Source organism: Janibacter alkaliphilus, assembly GCF_013408565.1.
Taxonomy (GTDB): Bacteria; Actinomycetota; Actinomycetes; order Actinomycetales; family Dermatophilaceae; genus Janibacter; species Janibacter alkaliphilus.
Genome location: NZ_JACBZX010000001.1, coordinates 1,350,492 through 1,367,598, shown reverse-complemented (window position 1 = coordinate 1,367,598; position 17,107 = coordinate 1,350,492). Strand labels below are relative to the sequence as shown.

The 17,107-nt window shown below is 73.3% G+C and carries 19 protein-coding genes and 1 pseudogene; 2 read left to right on the top strand and 18 right to left on the bottom strand.

What is annotated here, in order from left to right:
* The first annotated feature begins 116 nt into the window (after positions 1-116).
* Positions 117-1,283, top strand: coding sequence for an MFS transporter (locus tag BJY28_RS06655; RefSeq protein WP_179463983.1), 1,167 nt, complete (start codon positions 117-119; stop codon positions 1,281-1,283).
* On the opposite strand, the gene BJY28_RS06650 is transcribed toward BJY28_RS06655, so the two are convergent.
* The 18 genes and pseudogenes from BJY28_RS06650 to purD form a co-directional block, all read right to left on the bottom strand.
* Positions 1,225-2,187, bottom strand: a complete 963-nt coding sequence (locus BJY28_RS06650) for a LysR family transcriptional regulator (protein WP_179462314.1) — start codon at positions 2,185-2,187, stop codon at positions 1,225-1,227. The genes BJY28_RS06655 and BJY28_RS06650 overlap by 59 nt on opposite strands.
* A gap of 307 nt (positions 2,188-2,494) precedes the next feature.
* On the bottom strand, positions 2,495-4,771 hold the full coding sequence (gene purL / locus BJY28_RS06645) for a phosphoribosylformylglycinamidine synthase subunit PurL (RefSeq protein WP_179462313.1): 2,277 nt from the start codon (positions 4,769-4,771) through the stop codon (positions 2,495-2,497).
* The gene (gene purQ, locus BJY28_RS06640; protein ID WP_179462312.1) at positions 4,768-5,439 is read right to left on the bottom strand and encodes a phosphoribosylformylglycinamidine synthase subunit PurQ; all 672 of its coding nucleotides are present in this window, start codon (positions 5,437-5,439) and stop codon (positions 4,768-4,770) included. The genes purL and purQ overlap by 4 nt, the downstream gene beginning before the upstream one ends.
* On the bottom strand, positions 5,436-5,732 hold the full coding sequence (gene purS, locus BJY28_RS16185) for a phosphoribosylformylglycinamidine synthase subunit PurS (protein WP_179462311.1): 297 nt from the start codon (positions 5,730-5,732) through the stop codon (positions 5,436-5,438). The genes purQ and purS overlap by 4 nt, the downstream gene beginning before the upstream one ends.
* A 170-nt stretch (positions 5,733-5,902) precedes the next feature.
* Positions 5,903-6,658 (bottom strand): hypothetical protein, encoded by a 756-nt coding sequence (locus BJY28_RS06630; protein ID WP_179462310.1) that lies wholly within the window; start codon positions 6,656-6,658, stop codon positions 5,903-5,905.
* Entirely contained in the window at positions 6,655-7,176 is a 522-nt protein-coding gene (locus BJY28_RS06625; RefSeq protein ID WP_179462309.1) for a sigma-70 family RNA polymerase sigma factor, read from the bottom strand. Before BJY28_RS06625 ends, BJY28_RS06630 begins: the two co-directional genes overlap by 4 nt.
* A gap of 75 nt (positions 7,177-7,251) precedes the next feature.
* Complete coding sequence (locus BJY28_RS06620; protein WP_179462308.1) at positions 7,252-7,638, bottom strand: Fic family protein; 387 nt, start codon at positions 7,636-7,638, stop codon at positions 7,252-7,254.
* Positions 7,639-7,646: 8 nt separating this feature from the next.
* Positions 7,647-7,850, bottom strand: a complete 204-nt coding sequence (locus tag BJY28_RS06615; protein WP_179462307.1) for a ribbon-helix-helix protein, CopG family — start codon at positions 7,848-7,850, stop codon at positions 7,647-7,649.
* A gap of 58 nt (positions 7,851-7,908) precedes the next feature.
* A complete protein-coding gene (locus BJY28_RS16805) occupies positions 7,909-8,277 on the bottom strand; it encodes a HepT-like ribonuclease domain-containing protein (RefSeq protein WP_179462306.1) in 369 nt (122 codons plus the stop codon).
* A complete protein-coding gene (locus BJY28_RS06605; RefSeq protein WP_179462305.1) occupies positions 8,274-8,714 on the bottom strand; it encodes a helix-turn-helix domain-containing protein in 441 nt (146 codons plus the stop codon). Before BJY28_RS06605 ends, BJY28_RS16805 begins: the two co-directional genes overlap by 4 nt.
* Before the next feature lie 96 nt (positions 8,715-8,810).
* Positions 8,811-9,596 carry a hypothetical protein gene (locus BJY28_RS16175; RefSeq protein WP_246313360.1) on the bottom strand — a complete coding sequence of 262 codons (786 nt, stop codon included), beginning with the start codon at positions 9,594-9,596 and terminating at the stop codon, positions 8,811-8,813.
* A 112-nt stretch (positions 9,597-9,708) separates the two neighbouring features.
* A pseudogene (locus tag BJY28_RS17030) lies at positions 9,709-10,110 on the bottom strand (sigma-70 family RNA polymerase sigma factor); the annotation flags it as partial.
* 112 nt (positions 10,111-10,222) lie between these two features.
* Positions 10,223-11,173: a phosphoribosylaminoimidazolesuccinocarboxamide synthase gene (locus tag BJY28_RS06590; RefSeq protein WP_179462302.1), complete on the bottom strand. Its 951-nt coding sequence runs from the start codon at positions 11,171-11,173 to the stop codon at positions 10,223-10,225.
* A gap of 74 nt (positions 11,174-11,247) precedes the next feature.
* Entirely contained in the window at positions 11,248-12,099 is an 852-nt protein-coding gene (locus BJY28_RS06585) for a hypothetical protein (RefSeq protein ID WP_179462301.1), read from the bottom strand.
* 65 nt (positions 12,100-12,164) lie between these two features.
* On the bottom strand, positions 12,165-12,638 hold the full coding sequence (soxR, locus tag BJY28_RS06580) for a redox-sensitive transcriptional activator SoxR (RefSeq protein ID WP_179462300.1): 474 nt from the start codon (positions 12,636-12,638) through the stop codon (positions 12,165-12,167).
* Positions 12,639-12,680: 42 nt separating this feature from the next.
* On the bottom strand, positions 12,681-13,700 hold the full coding sequence (locus BJY28_RS06575; protein ID WP_179462299.1) for a hypothetical protein: 1,020 nt from the start codon (positions 13,698-13,700) through the stop codon (positions 12,681-12,683).
* A complete protein-coding gene (locus BJY28_RS06570) occupies positions 13,693-14,202 on the bottom strand; it encodes a SigE family RNA polymerase sigma factor (RefSeq protein ID WP_179462298.1) in 510 nt (169 codons plus the stop codon). Before BJY28_RS06570 ends, BJY28_RS06575 begins: the two co-directional genes overlap by 8 nt.
* A gap of 232 nt (positions 14,203-14,434) precedes the next feature.
* Positions 14,435-15,706 carry a phosphoribosylamine--glycine ligase gene (purD, locus tag BJY28_RS06565; protein ID WP_179462297.1) on the bottom strand — a complete coding sequence of 424 codons (1,272 nt, stop codon included), beginning with the start codon at positions 15,704-15,706 and terminating at the stop codon, positions 14,435-14,437.
* Positions 15,707-16,008: 302 nt separating this feature from the next.
* On the opposite strand from purD, the gene BJY28_RS06560 reads away from it, so the two are divergent.
* Positions 16,009-17,016 (top strand): helix-turn-helix domain-containing protein, encoded by a 1,008-nt coding sequence (locus BJY28_RS06560; RefSeq protein WP_179462296.1) that lies wholly within the window; start codon positions 16,009-16,011, stop codon positions 17,014-17,016.
* Positions 17,017-17,107 lie beyond the last annotated feature (91 nt).

Genomic DNA, 17,107 nt, shown 5'->3' with positions numbered 1-17,107 from the left:
ACAACTTGCAACAAGCCGCGTGTGCAACTACTTTGCGAGTCATGACAACTACTTGCACACGCTCTCTATCTGCGCCCGAAGAAGAGTCCGCCCCGGCGCGCCGGCTCCCCGGAGGACTGCCCGCCGGGCTGCTCGCCCTCGCCCTGGGCGGCTTCGGGATCGGCCTCACCGAGTTCGTCATCGCCGGGCTGCTGCCCGACGTCGCCGGTGACTTCGGCGTGGACGAGGCGACCGCCGGGTGGCTCATCTCCGGCTACGCCCTCTCGGTCGCGGTGGGCGCGCTGCTGGTCACCGCGGCGGTCACCCGCTTCCCCCGGCGCCAGGTGCTGCTCGCGCTCATGGTCCTCTTCATCGCCGGCAACACCCTCTCGGCGGTCGCCGCGACCTACGAGGTCATGCTCGCCGGCCGGGTCGTCGCCGCGCTCTGCCACGGCGCCTACTTCGGCATCGGCTCGGTCGTCGCGGCCTCCCTCGTCAGCCCGGCCCGCAAGGCGGCCGCGATCGCCGTCATGTTCACCGGCCTGACCACGGCCAACGTCCTCGGCGTCCCCTTCGGCACGCTGCTGGGCCAGCAGCTCGGCTGGCGCTCGACCTTCTGGGCGATCACCGCCATCGGTGTCGTCGCCCTCGTGGCCATCGCGACGCTGGTCCCCCGCGAGGCCGGCGGGCGGTCCACGGCATCGCTGCGGCAGGAGGCCGGCGCCTTCCGCGAGCCGCAGGTCTGGCTGTCGCTGCTCATCACCGTGCTCGGCTTCGGCGGCATGTTCGGCGCCTTCACCTACATCGCCTACACCCTCACCGGGGTCTCCGGCTTCGCCGCCTCGACCGTCCCGTGGCTGCTCGTGCTCTTCGGCGGCGGGCTGGTCGTGGGCAACATCCTCGGCGGCCGCGGCGCGGACCGGTCGGTCTCCGGCACGATCACCCTCACCCTGGCCCTGCTCACGCTGGTGCTCGCCGGCTTCGCCCTGACCGCCGGCTCGCAGGCGCTGACCGTGCTGTCGCTGGTGGCCATGGGCGCGGTCGGCTTCGCCACCGTGCCGCCGCTGCAGACCCGGGTGATGCGGTGGGCCGGCGAGGCCCAGACGCTGGCCTCGGGCGCGAACATCGGTGCCTTCAACCTCGGCAACGCCATCGGCGCCTGGATCGGCGGAATGACCATCAGCGCCGGCCTGGGCTACACCTCGCCGCTGTGGGTGGGCTCGGCGATGGCCGGGCTGGCGCTGCTCACAGCCCTGGTCGCGGACCGCCGGGCCCGGCGGCGGGCAGCTCGACCGGCGGCGTGAGCTCGTCGTCGAGGGCCCATACCTCGCGGACGGCGTCGACCGCCGCCTCGACCGCCGGCCGACGCAGGCTGGCCTCGCGGTGGACCACCATGATCCGGCGGGTCGGCGGATCCCGCAGCGGCAGCGCCACGATGCCCTCGGGCAGGTCCGGCCGGCCCAGCCGGGGCACCAGGCCGATGCCCACCCGGGCCGCGACGAGGGCGAGCTTGCCGGCGTAGTGGTCGACCTGGGCGGCGATCCGGTAGTCCAGGCCGCGGGTGTGCAGCGCGGAGAGCAGCCAGTCGCTGAAGACGCCGGGGGTGTCGTCGATCCAGCTCTGCCCGTCGAGCCCGTCCGGGTCGACCGCCCCGTCGCGCAGCGACAGCCCGTGGTCGGCCGGGGCGACGAGGTCGACGATGTCGGTGCCGAGCACCCCGGCACGCAGCCCCTCCGGGAGGGTGAAGTGGGCGTCCGTCCAGTCGTGCACCACGGCGACGTCGACGTCGCCGCGGCGCAGCGGCTCCAGCGAGAGGTCGGCCTCCAGCTCGTGGAAGGTGAGGATCAGCGCTGGGTGCCGCTCGCGCAGCAGCGCCGAGGCCGGGGCGAGCAGCCCGACCAGGGCGGTGGGGAAGGACGCCCAGGTCAGCCGACCGGCGACCTCGCTGCCGAGCCGGTCCAGCTCGGCGCGGGCGGTCTCCTCGAGGTACTGCATCTCGTCGGCGACCTGGACGAGGATCGCGGCCGCGTCGGTGGGGACCAGGCCCCGACCCTGGCGCACGAGCACCGGCTGGCCGACCTCCTTCTGCAGCCGGGAGAGCTGCTGGCTGATCGCCGAGGGCGAGAGGCCGAGCTGGTCGGCCGCGGCGAGCACCGTGCCCTCCTGGACGACGGCCTTGAGCGAGACGAGGTGCTCGGGCGAGAACATGAAGCACACCTTACACATATCGTTCACAAATATGCGCTTGTGCTTACAGAAAAACTCGGTCAGAGTAGTACCTGTCAGTCACCGACCAGCAGAAAGGTGGTTCCACAATGACCGCTCTGTCCAACGCCCTCCGCAGCAGCACCCGACTCGTCCGTGACCTCGGTCGTAGCTGGGCCCCGATCGAGCACCTGCGGGGCTGAACCTCAGACACCCAGCACGAAGGCCCCCGCCGTGATCGGCGGGGGCTTCGTCGTGCCCGGGCGAGATCCTGACGCTGGGGAACGGAGCCTGCTGACTGCTCAGGCGCTCAGGACGCGAAGTAGCGCGGCATCGTGCCGGTGTGCGCGGCACGCAGCTCCTCGACGGTCAGCCCACGAGTTCCCTTGACCCGCAAGCGATCCCCGTCGGTGGTGCCCAGCCGGGTGATCGGCACCCCGTAGGTGGCGGCGATCCCCAGCAGGGTCGCCACGTCGGCCTCGCCGGCGACGGTCACCAGCGCCCGGGCGCCGCTCTCGCTGAGCAGAGCGGTGGCGTCGTCGAGCCCGTCCCCGCCCACCGAGGCGAGGTCGATCGAGGCACCGACGCCGTGGGTCATCACCGACTCGGCCAGCCCCACCGCCAGACCGCCGTCGGAGAGGTCGTGGGCGCTGGTGAGCAGACCGGCCCGGCCGGCCTCGACGAAGAGGTCCGCCAGGGCCTTCTCGGCGGCCAGGTCCACCCGCGGCGGGGTGCCGCCGAGGTGACCGTGCACCGCCTTCGCCCACTCGCTGCCGTCGAGCTCGTCGCGGGTCTCGCCGAGGAGGAGGACGACCTCGCCGGCGGCGGGAAAGCCGGAGCGCACGGCGCGGCGCACGTCGTCGAGGACGCCGAGCACGCCGACGACCGGGGTGGGGTGGATCGCCGTCTCGCCGGTCTGGTTGTAGAAGGAGACGTTGCCGCCGGTGACCGGGATGCCCAGCTCGAGGCAGGCGTCGTAGAGCCCCTCGACCGCCCGCTGGAACTGCCACATCACGCCCGGGTCCTCGGGCGAGCCGAAGTTGAGGCAGTCGGTGACGGCGAGCGGCAGGGCGCCGCTGGTGGCGACGTTGCGGTAGGACTCGGCCAGCGAGGACTGGGCCCCGGCGTAGGGGTCGAGCCGGCCGTAGCGGCCGTTGCCGTCGGTGGCCAGAGCGACCCCGAGGCCGGTGGACTCGTCCACCCGGACCACGCCGGCGTCGAAGGGCATGGCCTGGGCGGTGTTGCCGCGCACGTACCGGTCGTACTGCTCGGTGATCCAGCTCTTGTCGCAGAGGTTCGGCGAGGCGAGCAGGTCGAGCACGGTCTGGGCGATCTGCTCGCCCTCGGGCCGGGGCAGGTCGGCGGTGGTGTCGGCCTGCACGGCGTCGATCCAGCCGGGCCGGGCGATCGGGCGCTCGTACACCGGGCCGTCGTGAGCGACCGAGCGCGGGGGGACGTCGACGATGGTCTCCCCGCCCCAGGTGATCTGCAGCCGGTCGCCGCCGGTGACCCGGCCGAGCACGGTGGCCTCGACGTCCCAGCGCTCGGTGATCTCCATGAAGCGCGTCAGGTGCTCGGGCGATACCACCGCCATCATCCGCTCCTGGCTCTCCGACATGAGGATCTCCTCGGGCCGGAGGGTGGAGTCGCGCAGCGGCACGAGGTCGAGCTCGATCTCCATGCCGCCGTCGCCGGCCGAGGCGAGCTCGGAGGTGGCGCAGGACAGCCCGGCGCCGCCGAGATCCTGGATGCCGTCGACGACCTCGGCGCGGTAGAGATCGAGGCAGCACTCGATGAGCACCTTCTCGGCGAAGGGGTCGCCGACCTGGACCGCGGGGCGCTTGGCCGGTCCTTCGTCCTCGAAGGTCTCCGAGGCGAGCACGGAGACGCCGCCGATGCCGTCGCCGCCGGTCTTCGCGCCGAAGAGGACGACGAGGTTGCCGGCGCCGCTCGCCCTGGCCAGGTGCAGGTCCTCGTGGCGCAGCGCGCCGACGCAGAGGGCGTTGACCAGCGGGTTGCCCTGGTAGCACTCGTCGAAGACGACCTCGCCGCCGATGTTGGGCAGGCCGAGGCTGTTGCCGTAGCCGCCGACCCCGGAGACGACGCCCGGCAGCACCCGGGCGGTGTCGGGGTGGTCGATGGCGCCGAAGCGCAGCGGGTCCATGACAGCGATCGGGCGGGCGCCCATCGCCATGATGTCGCGGACGATGCCGCCGACCCCGGTGGCGGCGCCCTGGTAGGGCTCGACGTAGCTGGGGTGGTTGTGCGACTCGGCCTTGAAGGTGACCGCCCAGCCCTGGCCGATGTCGATGACCCCGGCGTTCTCGCCGATGCCGGCGAGGGTCTTGCCGAGCGGGGTCTCGCTGGGCAGGTCGCCGAAGCGGCGCAGGTGGACCTTGGAGGACTTGTAGGAGCAGTGCTCGGACCACATCACCGAGTACATCGCCAGCTCGGCGGCGGTCGGGCGACGGCCGAGGATGTCGCGGATGCGCTCGTACTCGTCCGGCTTGAGCCCGAGGTCGGCCCAGGGCTGGTCGACCTCGGGGGTCTGCTCGGCGTGGGTGACGGTGTCGAGCGGGGTGCTCACGAGGCGAGGACCTTCCCGAGGACGGAGGTGAAGAAGCCGCGGCCGTCGAGGCTGGGGCCGAAGCCCTCCTCGACGCAGTGCTCCGGGTGCGGCATGAGCCCGACGATCGTGCCGGTCTCGTTGGTGATGCCGGCGATGTCGCGGTAGCTGCCGTTGGGGTTGGTGCCGAGGTAGCGGAAGGCGACCCGGCCCTCCCCTTCGAGCCGGTCGAGGGTGGGCTCGTCGGCGACGAACTGGCCGTCCTGGTTCTTCAGCACGATGGTGATCTCCTGGCCGTCGGTGAAGTCCGAGGTCCAGGAGGTGCCGGCCTGCTCGACCCGCAGCCGCTGGTCGCGGCAGACGAAGGTGCGGTGGTCGTTGCTGATCATCGCGCCGGGCAGCAGGTGGCTCTCGCAGAGGATCTGGAAGCCGTTGCAGATGCCCAGGACCGGCATCCCGCCCTTCGCCCGCTCGATGACGAGGTCCATGACGGGGGCGAAGCGGGAGATGGCGCCGGCGCGCAGGTAGTCGCCGTAGGAGAAGCCGCCGGGCAGGACGACGGCGTCGACGCCGCGCAGGTCGGCGTCACGGTGCCACAGCGGCACGGCCTCGCCGCCGCAGATCTCGACGGCGCGGCGGGCGTCGTGGTCGTCGAGGCTGCCGGGGAAGGTGACGACGCCGACCTTCACGAGGCGGCGCCCTCTCCGGTGATCGCGGCCTGCTCGGGCTCGTCGTGGGTGAGCTCGTGGACGTCGACGACGTCCTCGATGACCGGGTTGCTCAGCAGGGTCTCGGCGGCCTCGCGGGCGCGGGCGAGGTGGGCGTCGGTGACCTCGCCCTCGACCGAGAGCACGAAGCGCTTGCCCTGGCGGACGTCGGTGAAGTCCTCGAAGCCCAGCCGTGGCAGCGTGCCGCGGACGGCCTGGCCCTGGGGGTCGAGGATCTCCGGCTTGAGCATGACGTCGACGACGATGCGTCCCACAGGGTCTCCTTGGGGCGAAGGGGGTGGGTCCGGACATCGAGTCTAGGAGCCGTCGCGCTCCGCTCGCCCGCGGGGGCCGACGGGTGGACGGGGGTGGGTGAGCTCGGATGGGTGGGGCGCTGGGTAGGGCGGCGCACTCGGGTGGCGCGGTCGGACAGGAGCGGACCCGGTCAGTCCGTCGGACCGGCCACGAGATCACGCACCAGGTCTCGGATCTGACCGTCGTCGCCCCCGGTCGCGGCGACCTGGTCCGCGCTGTCGGTGCGCACCACCACAGCACCGTGCCCGTCGCCGTCGGGGATCATCCACTGCTCGACCCGCTCGTCCCCACCGACCGTGAAGACGTCAGCAGTGACGCCCTCGGCGATCTCGACCTGACGTTGCGTCGTGGGGTCGTCCGCGGGCTCGGACTCCGCCGGCTGCCAGGAGCGCGAGTCGTCCCAGACCTGCGGCGCGACGGTCACGTGGACCTGCGAGTACCCGGTGGCGGCGTCGACCGTCAGGACCAGCGAGCCGTCGGGAACCTGCGACCAGTGATCGACGGCGGCCACCTCGACCGGCACGCTCTGCCGGGACGCCCAGCTCTCGACGACCGCCCGACAGGTGGTGGGTCGCCAGGTGCAGCCGTCCGCGGACGGCAGCGCGGTCGTCCGGTCCTCGCTGGCTGTGCTGCTGGCGGTGGGGTCTCCCCGCCCCGGGTCGCCGGCCGGTCCGTCGGCGACCGGTCCGCCGAGGCTCATCGCGACGGCCGCGGTGCCTGCGGTGACGGTCGCGATTGCGGCACCGGCAGCACCCTGCGCCAGCCGACGACGACGGCGTCGGCGGCGACCTCCGGAGATGACCTCGTCCACCGTGACGCTGCTGTCGCCGTGACCGGCGGCCCGGACGATCTCGTCCGCGAGGCGTTCGTCGGTGATCCTGCTCATCGCTCTGCTCCTTCGCCCAGCGACCTCTCGGCCGCGCTGCGCAGCGCCGCCATCCCCTCACGGGTGGCGGCCTTGACGTTGGTCTCGCTCGTACCGATGGCTCGTGCGCACTCCTGCACGGACAGCCCTTCGAGGTGGCGCAGCACGACGGCGAGGCGCTGCCGCGGGGTGAGGTCGTCGAGGGCGCTGCGCACCCAGTCCCGGTCCACGGCGCGCTGCGCCTCGTCCACGCCGCCCGCCTCCGGGAGCGTGTGGCTGCGGACCTCGCGACGCCAGAAGGGCCGTCGCGCGTCGTCGATCAGGGAGCGCACCACGGTGGTCCGCGCGTAGGCGAGCGGGTCTCGGGCCTCGCGGCGGATCCGCGGCCAGGAGACGAAGAGCTTCTCCAGCGCGGTCTGCACCACGTCGTCGGCCCGGTGGCGGTCGCCGCAGGCGGCCAGGGCCGTGCGGTGCAGCATCGGTATCGCGGTCTCGGCGAACGCTCGGAAGTCGTCGTCCGCCGTGCTGGCGTCGGTCATCTCATCACCCCTTCGCCCTGGAGACGGTGCGACGTGGCGATCGGACAGGTGCGCTGAGGGTCAGACCTCGGTGAGTCAGGTGATGGGGTCGGCTTCGGCGGTGGCGTCGGCGAAGCGGGCGGCGATGTCGTCGACGTCGTCGAGCTCGCCGGTGGAGATGGCGATGATCAGGTCGTAGGCCTCGTCGTTGGTGAGGGTGAGCCGGCGTCCGTTGATGCCGTAGACGGTGATGACCGAGGCCAGGGTGAGGCGCTTGTTGCCGTCGACCAGCGCGTGGTTGCGGGCGACGGAGTGGGCCAGGGCCGCGGCCCGGAGGTCGAGCGTGGGGTAGGCGTCGGCCCCCATGACGCTGGTCCGGGGCCGCGCAGCGGCGGCCTCGAGCAGGCCGACGTCACGCACCTGGACCTCTGGCAGCACCCTGGCGGCGACGTGCAGCAGCTCCTCGACCGTCAGGTCACGCACGGGCCCGGTCACTCCCCGAGCCGGCGCAGGGCGTCGGCATAGCGAGGCAGCTCCTGATCCAGCACCGTGTCGATGTCGCGGCGCCGGGCGAGGATGTCGGCCCGCTCGAGGATCGCGCGGCGCACGACCTCCTGGCGGGACACCCCTTCGGACGTAGCGAGGGTGTCCAGGGCGGCTTCGAGCTCGGAGTCGGTGCGCAGGGTGAAGGCCATGAGAGAACGGTATCATCACGGTATCACCTGCGCGAGGATCGGCCGCTGGGGGCGACGCTCACCCTTCCCCGAGGATCTCCTCCACCTGATGGCGCAGAGCACCGGCGTGCAGAGAGACGACACCCCACACCAGCTCGTAGTCGACGGCGTCGTAGTCGTGGGCGAGGCGGTGCCGCATGCCGATGGCGCGCCGCCACTCGCGATCCTGAGCCTGGTCCTCGAGGAAGTCCTCAGGGAGGCGGCGCACCGCCTCACCCAGCTTGAGCACCAGCGCGTCCGCCGCCAGCTTGGGCACGTCCAGGTCCGGATCGCTGTCGTACCAATCTCGCCCCCTGGCCGCGAGGCGCTCGGCGCGTCGACACAGCCGCGCGACGTCGCGCAGCCGGTCGGCGGTCCCCGCTCCGTAGCGGTCGTCGAGCGAGCTCACAACGGGCGCGCCGTGCGCGCGATCTCGTGATCGGGCCTCAGCGCGCGAGCGCTCACGATGTCGACGCGGACGCCGACGATCCCTTCGACGGCCTCGGCGCCGTCGATGAGGTCCAGCAGGTCGGCGTCGGCGGGCAGGTCGACGAGCAGGTCCAGGTCGCTCCCCGGCTCGTCGGTGCCGCGGGCGGCCGAGCCGAAGATGCGGACATCGCTCATCCGGTACCGGGCCAGCACCGCCAGGATCTCCTCGCGATGCGCGGCGGCTGCCGCGCTCGGACGCGGACGGAGCGCATCGCGCAGCCGGTCCGTCATGGCCGCCGACGGACGGCGCCGGCCGGACTCGTAGGCAGCGATGTTCGGCTGGGCCACGCCGCTGAGGGCAGCCAGCTCGGCCTGCGTGAGGCCAGCCGCCTGGCGCTGCTCCCGGATCCCGTCCATGCAACCCAGGATATCGAGTGATATGACGGCGGTGCCACAGATCAGTCTGCCCGCATCAGCCCGGGTAAAGGCGAAGGGGAGGTGGACGCGGGCGGGTCAGGCCGGGGGTTCGGTCAGCAGCTCCGCCACGAGCGCGCCGACCCGCTCGTCCGTCCAGCCGGTGGGTGCGTCAGACCCGCCCGACAGGCCGAAGGAGGGCGTGGCGCCCTCGGGATAGGTGCCCTCGTAGGTGACCAGCACGGCCCCGTGCCCGTCGCCCTCGTCGACCAGCCACACCTGGAACCAGCGGCCGTCGTCGTCCAGTGTCACCACGACGGCGCTCACCTCGCCGGCGTCCGTGGGCACCGCCACCGCACGCACGTCGACGTCTCCGGGAGCCACACCCGAGGAGATCTCGTCCAGGTACCCCTGGACGTCGATCTCCGGCGCCACGAGCCCGTCGGCACTGGCGATCTGCATCCCTTCATCGTCATGCACCGGGACCGCGTACCCGTACCCCCCGGGCGCCAGGCCGGTCATCCACTCATCGGTCACCCGTTCCCAGCCCGGCGTCCCGGTCTCCGCGCCCAGCCCGTCCAACCACGTGTCGACCACCTGGACATCACAGGTCCGTGGCTCGAGGGTGCAACCGGCGAAGGGGGCGGCCTGGGTCGTCGCCGGCGGAGCGGGCGGCTCCGGTGCCAGCGTCGTCGCGAGCGCGACGCCTCCGGCGACCATCGCCACCGCCGCCGCCCCAGCCACGCCGCCGAGCGCCCGGCGGCGTCGTCGCCGGGCGCGTCCTCCGGCGACGAGCTCGTCCACGTCCCGGGCCGGGCCGACCTTCGCCAGCCGACCCTCGACCTCCCGCTCGAGGACCGCGACCATCTCCTGGTCCATGCTCATCACTGGGCCCCTTCCCGCGCCGACGGCGCCTCTCCTGCGGCGATGCCACGCATCCGCGCGATCGCCTCCGACGTGGTGCTCTTGACGGTTCCCTCCGAGCAGCCATGGCCGCTGCGGTCTCGGCGACCGTCAGCCCTTCGAGGTGCCGCAGCACCACGCAGGTCCGCTGACGGTCGGTCAGCCGGGCCAGCAGGTCGTGGACGACGACCCGGTCCTCGACCGCGGCCTGGTCGTCCCGGGGTGCGGCGGCCTCGACGTCGTCCGCGACCACCTCGCGGCGCCACCACGGCCGACGGGTCTCGGCGAGCAGGGTGCGCACCAGCGTCGTCCGGGCGTAGGCGTAGGGCGACCCGGCGCGCGCCACCCGCGGCCAGGCGACGAAGAGCTTCTCCATCGTCGTCTGGACCAGGTCGTCCGCGGTGTGCGGGTCGCGGCTGATGCCGACGGCGACGCGCCGCAGCCCCGGCATCGACGCGTCCGCGAACGCGCGGAACTCATCCTCGCTCGATCCCACGAGATCTCCCCTTCGCCGGTCCCCGGCACGTTCCGGGCTCACCAGAGAAGATGCGCGCCGGGCCGGCCGGGTTGGGTCGGTCGACGAGATCGGCGCACCTATCCGCTCGAGCTCAGCCCCCGAAGGCCCGCCCGGTCAGCCGCTCGTACGCCTCGACGTACCGCGCCCGGGTCTGCTCGACGACGTCGTCCGGCAGCGGCGGCGGGGGCTCGTCCGAGGCCTTGTCCCAGCCGGAGGCCGGGGAGGTGAGCCAGTCGCGCACGTACTGCTTGTCGTAGCTCGGCTGCGCCCGCCCCGGCTGCCAGCCCTCGGCCGGCCAGAAGCGCGAGGAGTCGGGGGTGAGCACCTCGTCGCCGAGGACGATCTCGCAGTCCTCGCCGTGCTCGCGCAGCCCCAGCGGACCGGTCTCGCCCATGAAGCCGCGCAGGCCGAACTCCACCTTCGTGTCGGCGAGGATGATCCCCCGCTCGGTGGCGATCTCGTTGCCGCGCGCGAGGATCGCCACGGTCAGCTCCCGCACCCGCTCGGCCAGCACCGGGCCGATCTCGGCCTCCACCTCGGCGAAGGGGATGGGCTCGTCGTGCTCGCCCTGCGGCGCCTTTGTCGAGGGCGTGAAGATCGGCTCCGGCAGCCGGGAGCCGTCCTCCAGCCCCTCCGGCAGCGTGATCCCGGAGACCGCGCCGGTCGCTCGGTACTCTCCCAGCCCGCCGCCGGTGAGGTAGGCGCGGGCGACGCACTCGACGGGCAGCATGGTCAGCCGCTCCACCTCGACCGCCCGCCCGGCCACCTCGGCCGGGACGTCCGTGGAGACGACGTGGTGCGGCACGAGGTCGGCCAGCTGCTCGAACCACCACAGCGACAGCTGGGTCAGCACAGCGCCCTTGTCCGGGATCGGGGTGCTGAGGATGTGGTCGTAGGCGCTGATCCGGTCGCTGGCCACGAGCAGCAGCCGGTCGGTGCGGGCTCGGCCGCGCTCGTCCAGCGGGGCGTAGAGGTCGCGGACCTTGCCGGAGTAGAGGTGCTCGTAGCCGGGCAGCTCGGGGGCGGTCTCGGGGCTGCTCATGCGCTCATCCTTGCAGGCGGCGCAGGAGCGGCTCTGCGGGCACGGCGCAGCGGGTGCGGGTCAGCGGTCGCGGCTCAGCGGGCGCGGCGCGTCCAGGCCGCGGTGATCCCCAGGGCGAGCAGCAGCACCCCGGCGAGGATGATGATCGGCGGCGTGTAGAGGACGTTCGTCACCGCGGTGCCGTAGCGCCCGTCCAGCGGGTTGAGGTCGACCACCCGGGTGAGCACCTCGATGCTCGTCAGCGACGCCCCGAAGGCCAGCGTGAGCAGCCCGGCGAGCAGCGGCCCGGTCGAGGAGAGGCAGGCGACGAGCACCCACAGCAGGCCGGCGACGACGAGCACACCGATGCCGATGGCGGCGGTGACCGGCGCGCTCTCCAGACGCACGACCGCGCTCTGCTGCCAGTCGTTGAGCACCCCCAGACCCGCGACGGTCAGCGCCCACGGGACGATCGCGAGCACGAGCGAGCCGATCTTGGCGAGCACCCCGCTGCCCTTGCGCGACGAGCGCTCCGGGAAGTCACGGTCGCGGTGCGCGGGATAGGCGGCGGCCGGCACCTCCTGCTCGCTGGACCAGGACCGCCCGTGCGGCTCACCGGACCAGCCACCGGCCGGGGACGACCCGGCGCCTGCCGCCGAGGACGACCCGGCGCCTGCCGCCGAGGACGACCCGCTGCTCCCGGCCGGGGACGACCCGGTGCCGCTTGCTGACGGGGCGGCCATCCGCTGGGTGGCCGGCGCCTCGTCGTGCCCGCGCTGCGGGGCGGCGACGGTGGGCTCGGCGTCGGCGTCGGCCCGCTCACCCTGCCGGGCGGCCACGGTCGGCTCGGCGTCCGCCCGCTCGTCCCGGCGGATCGGCCGGGTCGGCTCGGCCGCCGGCATCGCCTGGGTGGCCGGCTCCTGGCCTCGCTCGTCGCTGGTGCTCATGGTGCTCCCCTTCGTCGGCCGGACCCGCCCAGCCTAGAGCGCCACGGGCGCCCGGCCGGTCACCCTCACCGGGGCTCGTCCGCCCGGTCCTCGCGCAGCAGCGCCGGCCACCGCCGCGCCCCCGACCCGTCGGCACCCAGCGCGTCGTCGGCGTTGGCGATCGGGCAGCTCGTCGTGGACAGGCAGCCGCAGCCGATGCACCCGCTGGTGGTGTCCCGCAGCCGGGTCAGCGCCTCGATCCGCTCGGTCAGCGCGTCGTGCCACGTGCGCGAGAGCCGCTGCCAGTCCCGCGCGGTCGGCGGCCGGTCGGCGGGCAGGGTGTCCAGCGCCTGCCGGATCTCGGCGAGCGACAGACCGAACTGCTGCGCCGCCCGGACGAAGGCGAGACGCCGCAGCGTGTGCCGCGGGAAGCGGCGCTGGTTGCCGCCGGTGCGGTCCGGGTGGACCAATCCCTTCTCCTCGTAGAAGCGCAGCGTCGGCACGCTCAGCCCTGAGCGTCGGGCGATCTCGCCGATGCTCAGCTCGTCCCGCGCGTCCATCCGGCCAGGCTAGCCGGACCTCGACCTCGCTCGAGGTTCGGCTCAGTCCTCGTCGGCGGGAGCGATCAGCGGCTGGACGCTCACCCAGCCCTCGCCGAGGTCCTCGTCGAGCGTCTCCTGCAGCGAGCCGTCGTCGTAGCGGACCGGGACGACCACCCGGGCGTCCTGCGGCCGCTCCGGGTGCACCTCGGCCTCGACCATGCCGAAGCCCTGGCCGCGCAGCTGGTCGGCGATCTCCTCGGCCCGCTCCATCGAGCGGTCCGTCTCGACCGCGCACACCGGGCCACCGGCGGCCTCCTCGGCCGCCTGCTGGGCGGCCGCGAGGTCGTCGCCCTCGTCCACCGCGACGGCCGGCACCTCGATGCCGTCCATGAGGTCCGGCGCGGGCCCGGCGGACTGGTTGCGGCTCGGGTGGATGCCCCAGTAGTGCGAGATCTCCTCGACGTCGTCCAGCGCGGTGATGTCGTCGGAGTAGGTCCACCCGCCCGGGGGCGCGTCGCAGAGGATCTCGTAGCTGGGGAACTCCTCCCACTCCGGCCACGGCTCCTCGACCCGCTCCCCGCCGGTCGAGGTGAGCACACCGTCCTCGACCGTCCCCTCCATCCGGAAGAAGTCCCCGCCGGGCCACGTGTCGTCGGACGTCGGGGCCGGCGGGGCCCACCCGGCGATGCTCAGCTCCTCGCCGCCGCAGTCGCCGGTCGTGATGCCCTCCTTCTCGCCGAGGCAGACCGTGGGGTCGGCGCCGCCGGCACCGATCACCCGGCCCATGACGACCACCCGCTCGTCCGGGTCCTGGGTCGCGGTCCGCCAGTCGGCGAGCATCTGGTTCGAGGCCGGAGCCACGTCGCCAGCGGTCCCGTCGCCGATGCCCGGCAGACTCGCGACCGCCATCGCACCGACAAGCACCGCGGCGCAGCCTCCAGCGGCCACCGCCACGCCGCGGCGGCGTCGACGCCGGCGCCCGCCGTCGACGAGGTCCTGCAGGTCGAAGCCTGGGTCGGGCAGGCGGCTGTCGAGAGCCGCGCGCACCTCCTGGGCCAGCTGCTGGTCCTGCTCAGGCATCGGTGGTCACTCCTTCGGCCAGGGCGGCGCGCAGCGCGTGCACGGCGTCCGAGGTCGTCGACTTCACGGTCCCCTGGCTGCAGCCCATCGCCTCCGCCGTCTGGGCGACGGAGAGGTCCTCGACGTGCCGGAGGTAGAGGACCAGACGCTGCCGCGGCGAGAGCCGGCGCAGCCCCTCCATGACGTCCACCGAGACGTCCACGGCACCGAAGGGGTCCTGCCCCGCCCGCTCCGGCAGGTGCTCGGCCACCGTCTCGCGCCGCCGCCAGGGTCGGCGGGACTCGCTGACCAGCGATCGCACCAGGGTGGTGCGCGCGTAGGCCAGCGGCATCTCGTCACGGCGGGTCAGCCGTGGCCAGGCGACGTAGAGCTTCTCCAAGGTGGTCTGGACGAGGTCATCGGCGTGGTGGCTGTCCCAGGTCGCCGACCGCGCGAGCTTGCGCAGCGACGGCAGGGCAGCATCGACGAAGGCGACGTACTGCGCCTCGGTCTCCGCGTCCACGGGTCACCTCCTCCACCCTCTTGCACGCATCGGGCCGCCCGTCCGGTTGGGTCGGGCGCTCGCACCAGCCGCGACCAGCCACCCGAACGACCCACCTACCACGCAGAACGACCCACCTACCACGCAGTAAGTGTCGTGATCACAGCACTTACTGCGTGGTAGGTGGGGTGCTCTGGGTGCGTGGTGAGGTGTGGTGAGGTGCCGCGAGCAGGGCGAAGGGGGGCGGGACGGGTCAGCCGGGGACGCGGATCTCCCCGCGAGCGGCCCGCAGGGCGATGTCGCTACGGTGGTGCGAGCCGTCCAGGGAGATCTGCTCGACCGCCGCGTAGGCCCGCTCCCGGGCCTGGGTCAGGTCGTCGCCGAGGGCGACGACGGAGAGCACCCGGCCACCGGCCGAGCACAGCGTGCCGTCCTCTCCCGTCGTCGTCCCGGCCTGCAGCACGTAGGCGTCGGTCACCTCGTCCAGGCCGTCGATGACGTCTCCGGTGCGCGGCGCGGCGGGGTAGCCGTGCGCGGCGACCACGACGGTCGTCGCCACCTGCGGCGACCAGCGCAGCGGCGGCTGCTCGCGCAGCCCACCGGTCGCCGCGGCGTGCAGCAGCCCGCCGAGCGGCGTCTCCAGCCGGGCCAGCACCGCCTGGATCTCCGGGTCGCCGAAGCGCACGTTGAACTCGATGACCCGCGGCCCGCGGGAGGTCAGCGCGAGACCGACGTAGAGCACCCCGACGAAGGGGGTCCCCCGTAGCCCCATCTCCGCGACCACCGGTCGGGCGATCCGCTCGACGACCTGCTCCACGAGGCCGTCCGGCGCCCAGGCCAGCGGGGTGTAGGCGCCCATGCCTCCGGTGTTCGGGCCCTCGTCGCCGTCGTAGACGCGCTTGAAGTCCTGCGCCAGGTCCAGCGGCACGACGCTCTCGCCGTCGCAGATGCAGAAGAGGCTGGCCTCGGGCCCGTCGAGGAACTCCTCGACCAGGACGCGGCCGCCCTCCTTCGCCAGGCACTCCCGGCCGTGCGCCATCGCCTCCTCGCGGTCCTCGGTGACGACGACCCCCTTCCCCGCGGCGAGGCCGTCGTCCTTGACGACGTGCGGGGCACCGAGCGCGTCCAGCGCTTCGGCCAGCTCGTCCTCGGTGGTGCACACGTGCGCCATGGCCGTGGGCACGTCCGCGCTGGCCATGACCTCCTTGGCGAAGGCCTTGCTGCCCTCCAGCCGGGCGGCGTCCGCGCCGGGTCCGAAGCAGGGGATGCCGACCGCGCGCACCGCGTCGGCGACCCCTGCCACCAGCGGCGCCTCCGGCCCGACGACGACGAGGTCGACCGCGTGCTCGCGGGCCAGCGCCGCCACCGCGTCCGGGTCGCCGGCATCCACCGCCTCGGTGCGGGCCACCACGTCCGTGCCGGGGTTACCCGGGGCGGCGATCACCGCGTCCACCGCGGGGTCGTGGGTCAGCGCACGCACCAGGGCGTGCTCGCGGGCACCGGAACCGATGACGAGGATCTTCACGGCGCCGAGCGTAGTGGCCCGATCGTCTGCGGACGGCCCGGCACCCGGGTGGGAGCCGGACGCTCAAAGCCGCTGAGCAGCGGTGTCCAGGGCATGAAGAAGGGGGCACAGGAACCCGGCAGGCAGGGGGGTCTGCCGGGAGCCTGTGCCCCCGACCGCGGGGCCCGGACAATGGGGGGACACCGGCCGCACGCGGTCACCGGTTCGCACCGGTGAGTCGATAGTGACAAACGATGACCGTTCGGCGCAAGGCGAGAGCTGTCCGGTTCCCGACAGTGTCGGTATCGCGTCAGAATCAGGACATGCCGCACAACGACCCGGTGCGGGGACTGACCCCCGCGGGCGAGGATGTCGTCACCCGCACCTACCTGGGCTTCATCAACGATCCTGCCATGGATGTCGACACCTATCTAGCCCGCAGCGAGGACTACGAGCAGGCGCACCGCACCCTCGAGATCCTCGAGGCCCGCGGCCTGATCGACATGCCCGGCGACGGCAGCATCGTCGTCCCGCCCCCCGAGGGAGCGCTCACCGCCTTCGCCGCGGAGATCGAGCGCCAGGCCCGACGGCTGCGCGCCTCCGCCTCCCAGATGGGCATGATTCACCGGCGCGCGCGGGAGAACCTGCTCGCCGACGACGACGGGCTGAGCGCCCAGCTGCTGGAGTCGATCGCCGAGATCCGGGCGGCCACCGCCGAGATCGCCTCCGAGGCGGAGCACTCGATGTACTGCGCCTGGGCCAACTCGGAGCGCACCCGCGCGCTGGTCGCCCCCGACGGGGAGGACCACGACCGCCTGCCCACCGACAGCACCGGGCGGCCGCTGGAGATCATCTCGGTCTACGACACCTCGCTGCTGGAGATCCCCGGCGTGCTGGACGTGCTGCGACGTCGGCAGGCGGCCGGCGAGCAGGTGCGCCTGGCCCACGCCATCCCCTTCTCCACCGTGGTCGTCGACGAGCGGGCCGCGGTGCTCGACCTGTCCAACATCGACGAGCGGGGCATCGGCTCCGCGGCGCTGCGCGGCGGGCCGCTGATCACCGCGCTGCACCGCTTCGTGCGCCGCACCTTCGACGACGGCCTGCCCATGCCCGACCCTCGCGACGGGCGCACCCACATCATCGGCCTGACCGAGCGCGACCTGGTCGCGCTCACCCTGCTCGCCGCCGGTTCCTCGGACGCCAGCGTGGCCCGCCAGCTCGGGGTGTCGGTGCGCACCGTGGAGCGCCGGGTGCGGCACATCATGGAGACCCTCGGCACCAGCTCGCGGCTGCAGACCGGGGTCGAGGCCGCCCGGCGCGGGATCGTCTGAGGCACCGGTCCGGCCCGTCCCACCGACCGGCTGAGGGGCACCCGGCGCTGGGCTAGACTCGCTCCTTCGCACACCCTCCCCGGCGGGGGAG

Bases quoted from the DNA above. Each gene is read 5' to 3' on its own strand.
- BJY28_RS06650 (WP_179462314.1), bottom strand. From the start codon at position 2,187: ATGTTCTCGCCCGAGCACCTCGTCTCGCTCAAGGCCGTCGTCCAGGAG.
- BJY28_RS06630 (WP_179462310.1), bottom strand. From the start codon at position 6,658: ATGAGCAGGATCACCGACGAACGCCTCGCGGACGAGATCGTCCGGGCC.
- BJY28_RS06625 (WP_179462309.1), bottom strand. From the start codon at position 7,176: ATGACCGACGCCAGCACGGCGGACGACGACTTCCGAGCGTTCGCCGAG.
- BJY28_RS06615 (WP_179462307.1), bottom strand. From the start codon at position 7,850: ATGGCCTTCACCCTGCGCACCGACTCCGAGCTCGAAGCCGCCCTGGAC.
- BJY28_RS06605 (WP_179462305.1), bottom strand. From the start codon at position 8,714: ATGGACGGGATCCGGGAGCAGCGCCAGGCGGCTGGCCTCACGCAGGCC.
- BJY28_RS16175 (WP_246313360.1), bottom strand. From the start codon at position 9,596: ATGAGCATGGACCAGGAGATGGTCGCGGTCCTCGAGCGGGAGGTCGAG.
- BJY28_RS06590 (WP_179462302.1), bottom strand. From the start codon at position 11,173: ATGAGCAGCCCCGAGACCGCCCCCGAGCTGCCCGGCTACGAGCACCTC.
- BJY28_RS06585 (WP_179462301.1), bottom strand. From the start codon at position 12,099: ATGAGCACCAGCGACGAGCGAGGCCAGGAGCCGGCCACCCAGGCGATG.
- soxR (WP_179462300.1), bottom strand. From the start codon at position 12,638: ATGGACGCGCGGGACGAGCTGAGCATCGGCGAGATCGCCCGACGCTCA.
- BJY28_RS06575 (WP_179462299.1), bottom strand. From the start codon at position 13,700: ATGCCTGAGCAGGACCAGCAGCTGGCCCAGGAGGTGCGCGCGGCTCTC.
- BJY28_RS06560 (WP_179462296.1), top strand. From the start codon at position 16,009: ATGCCGCACAACGACCCGGTGCGGGGACTGACCCCCGCGGGCGAGGAT.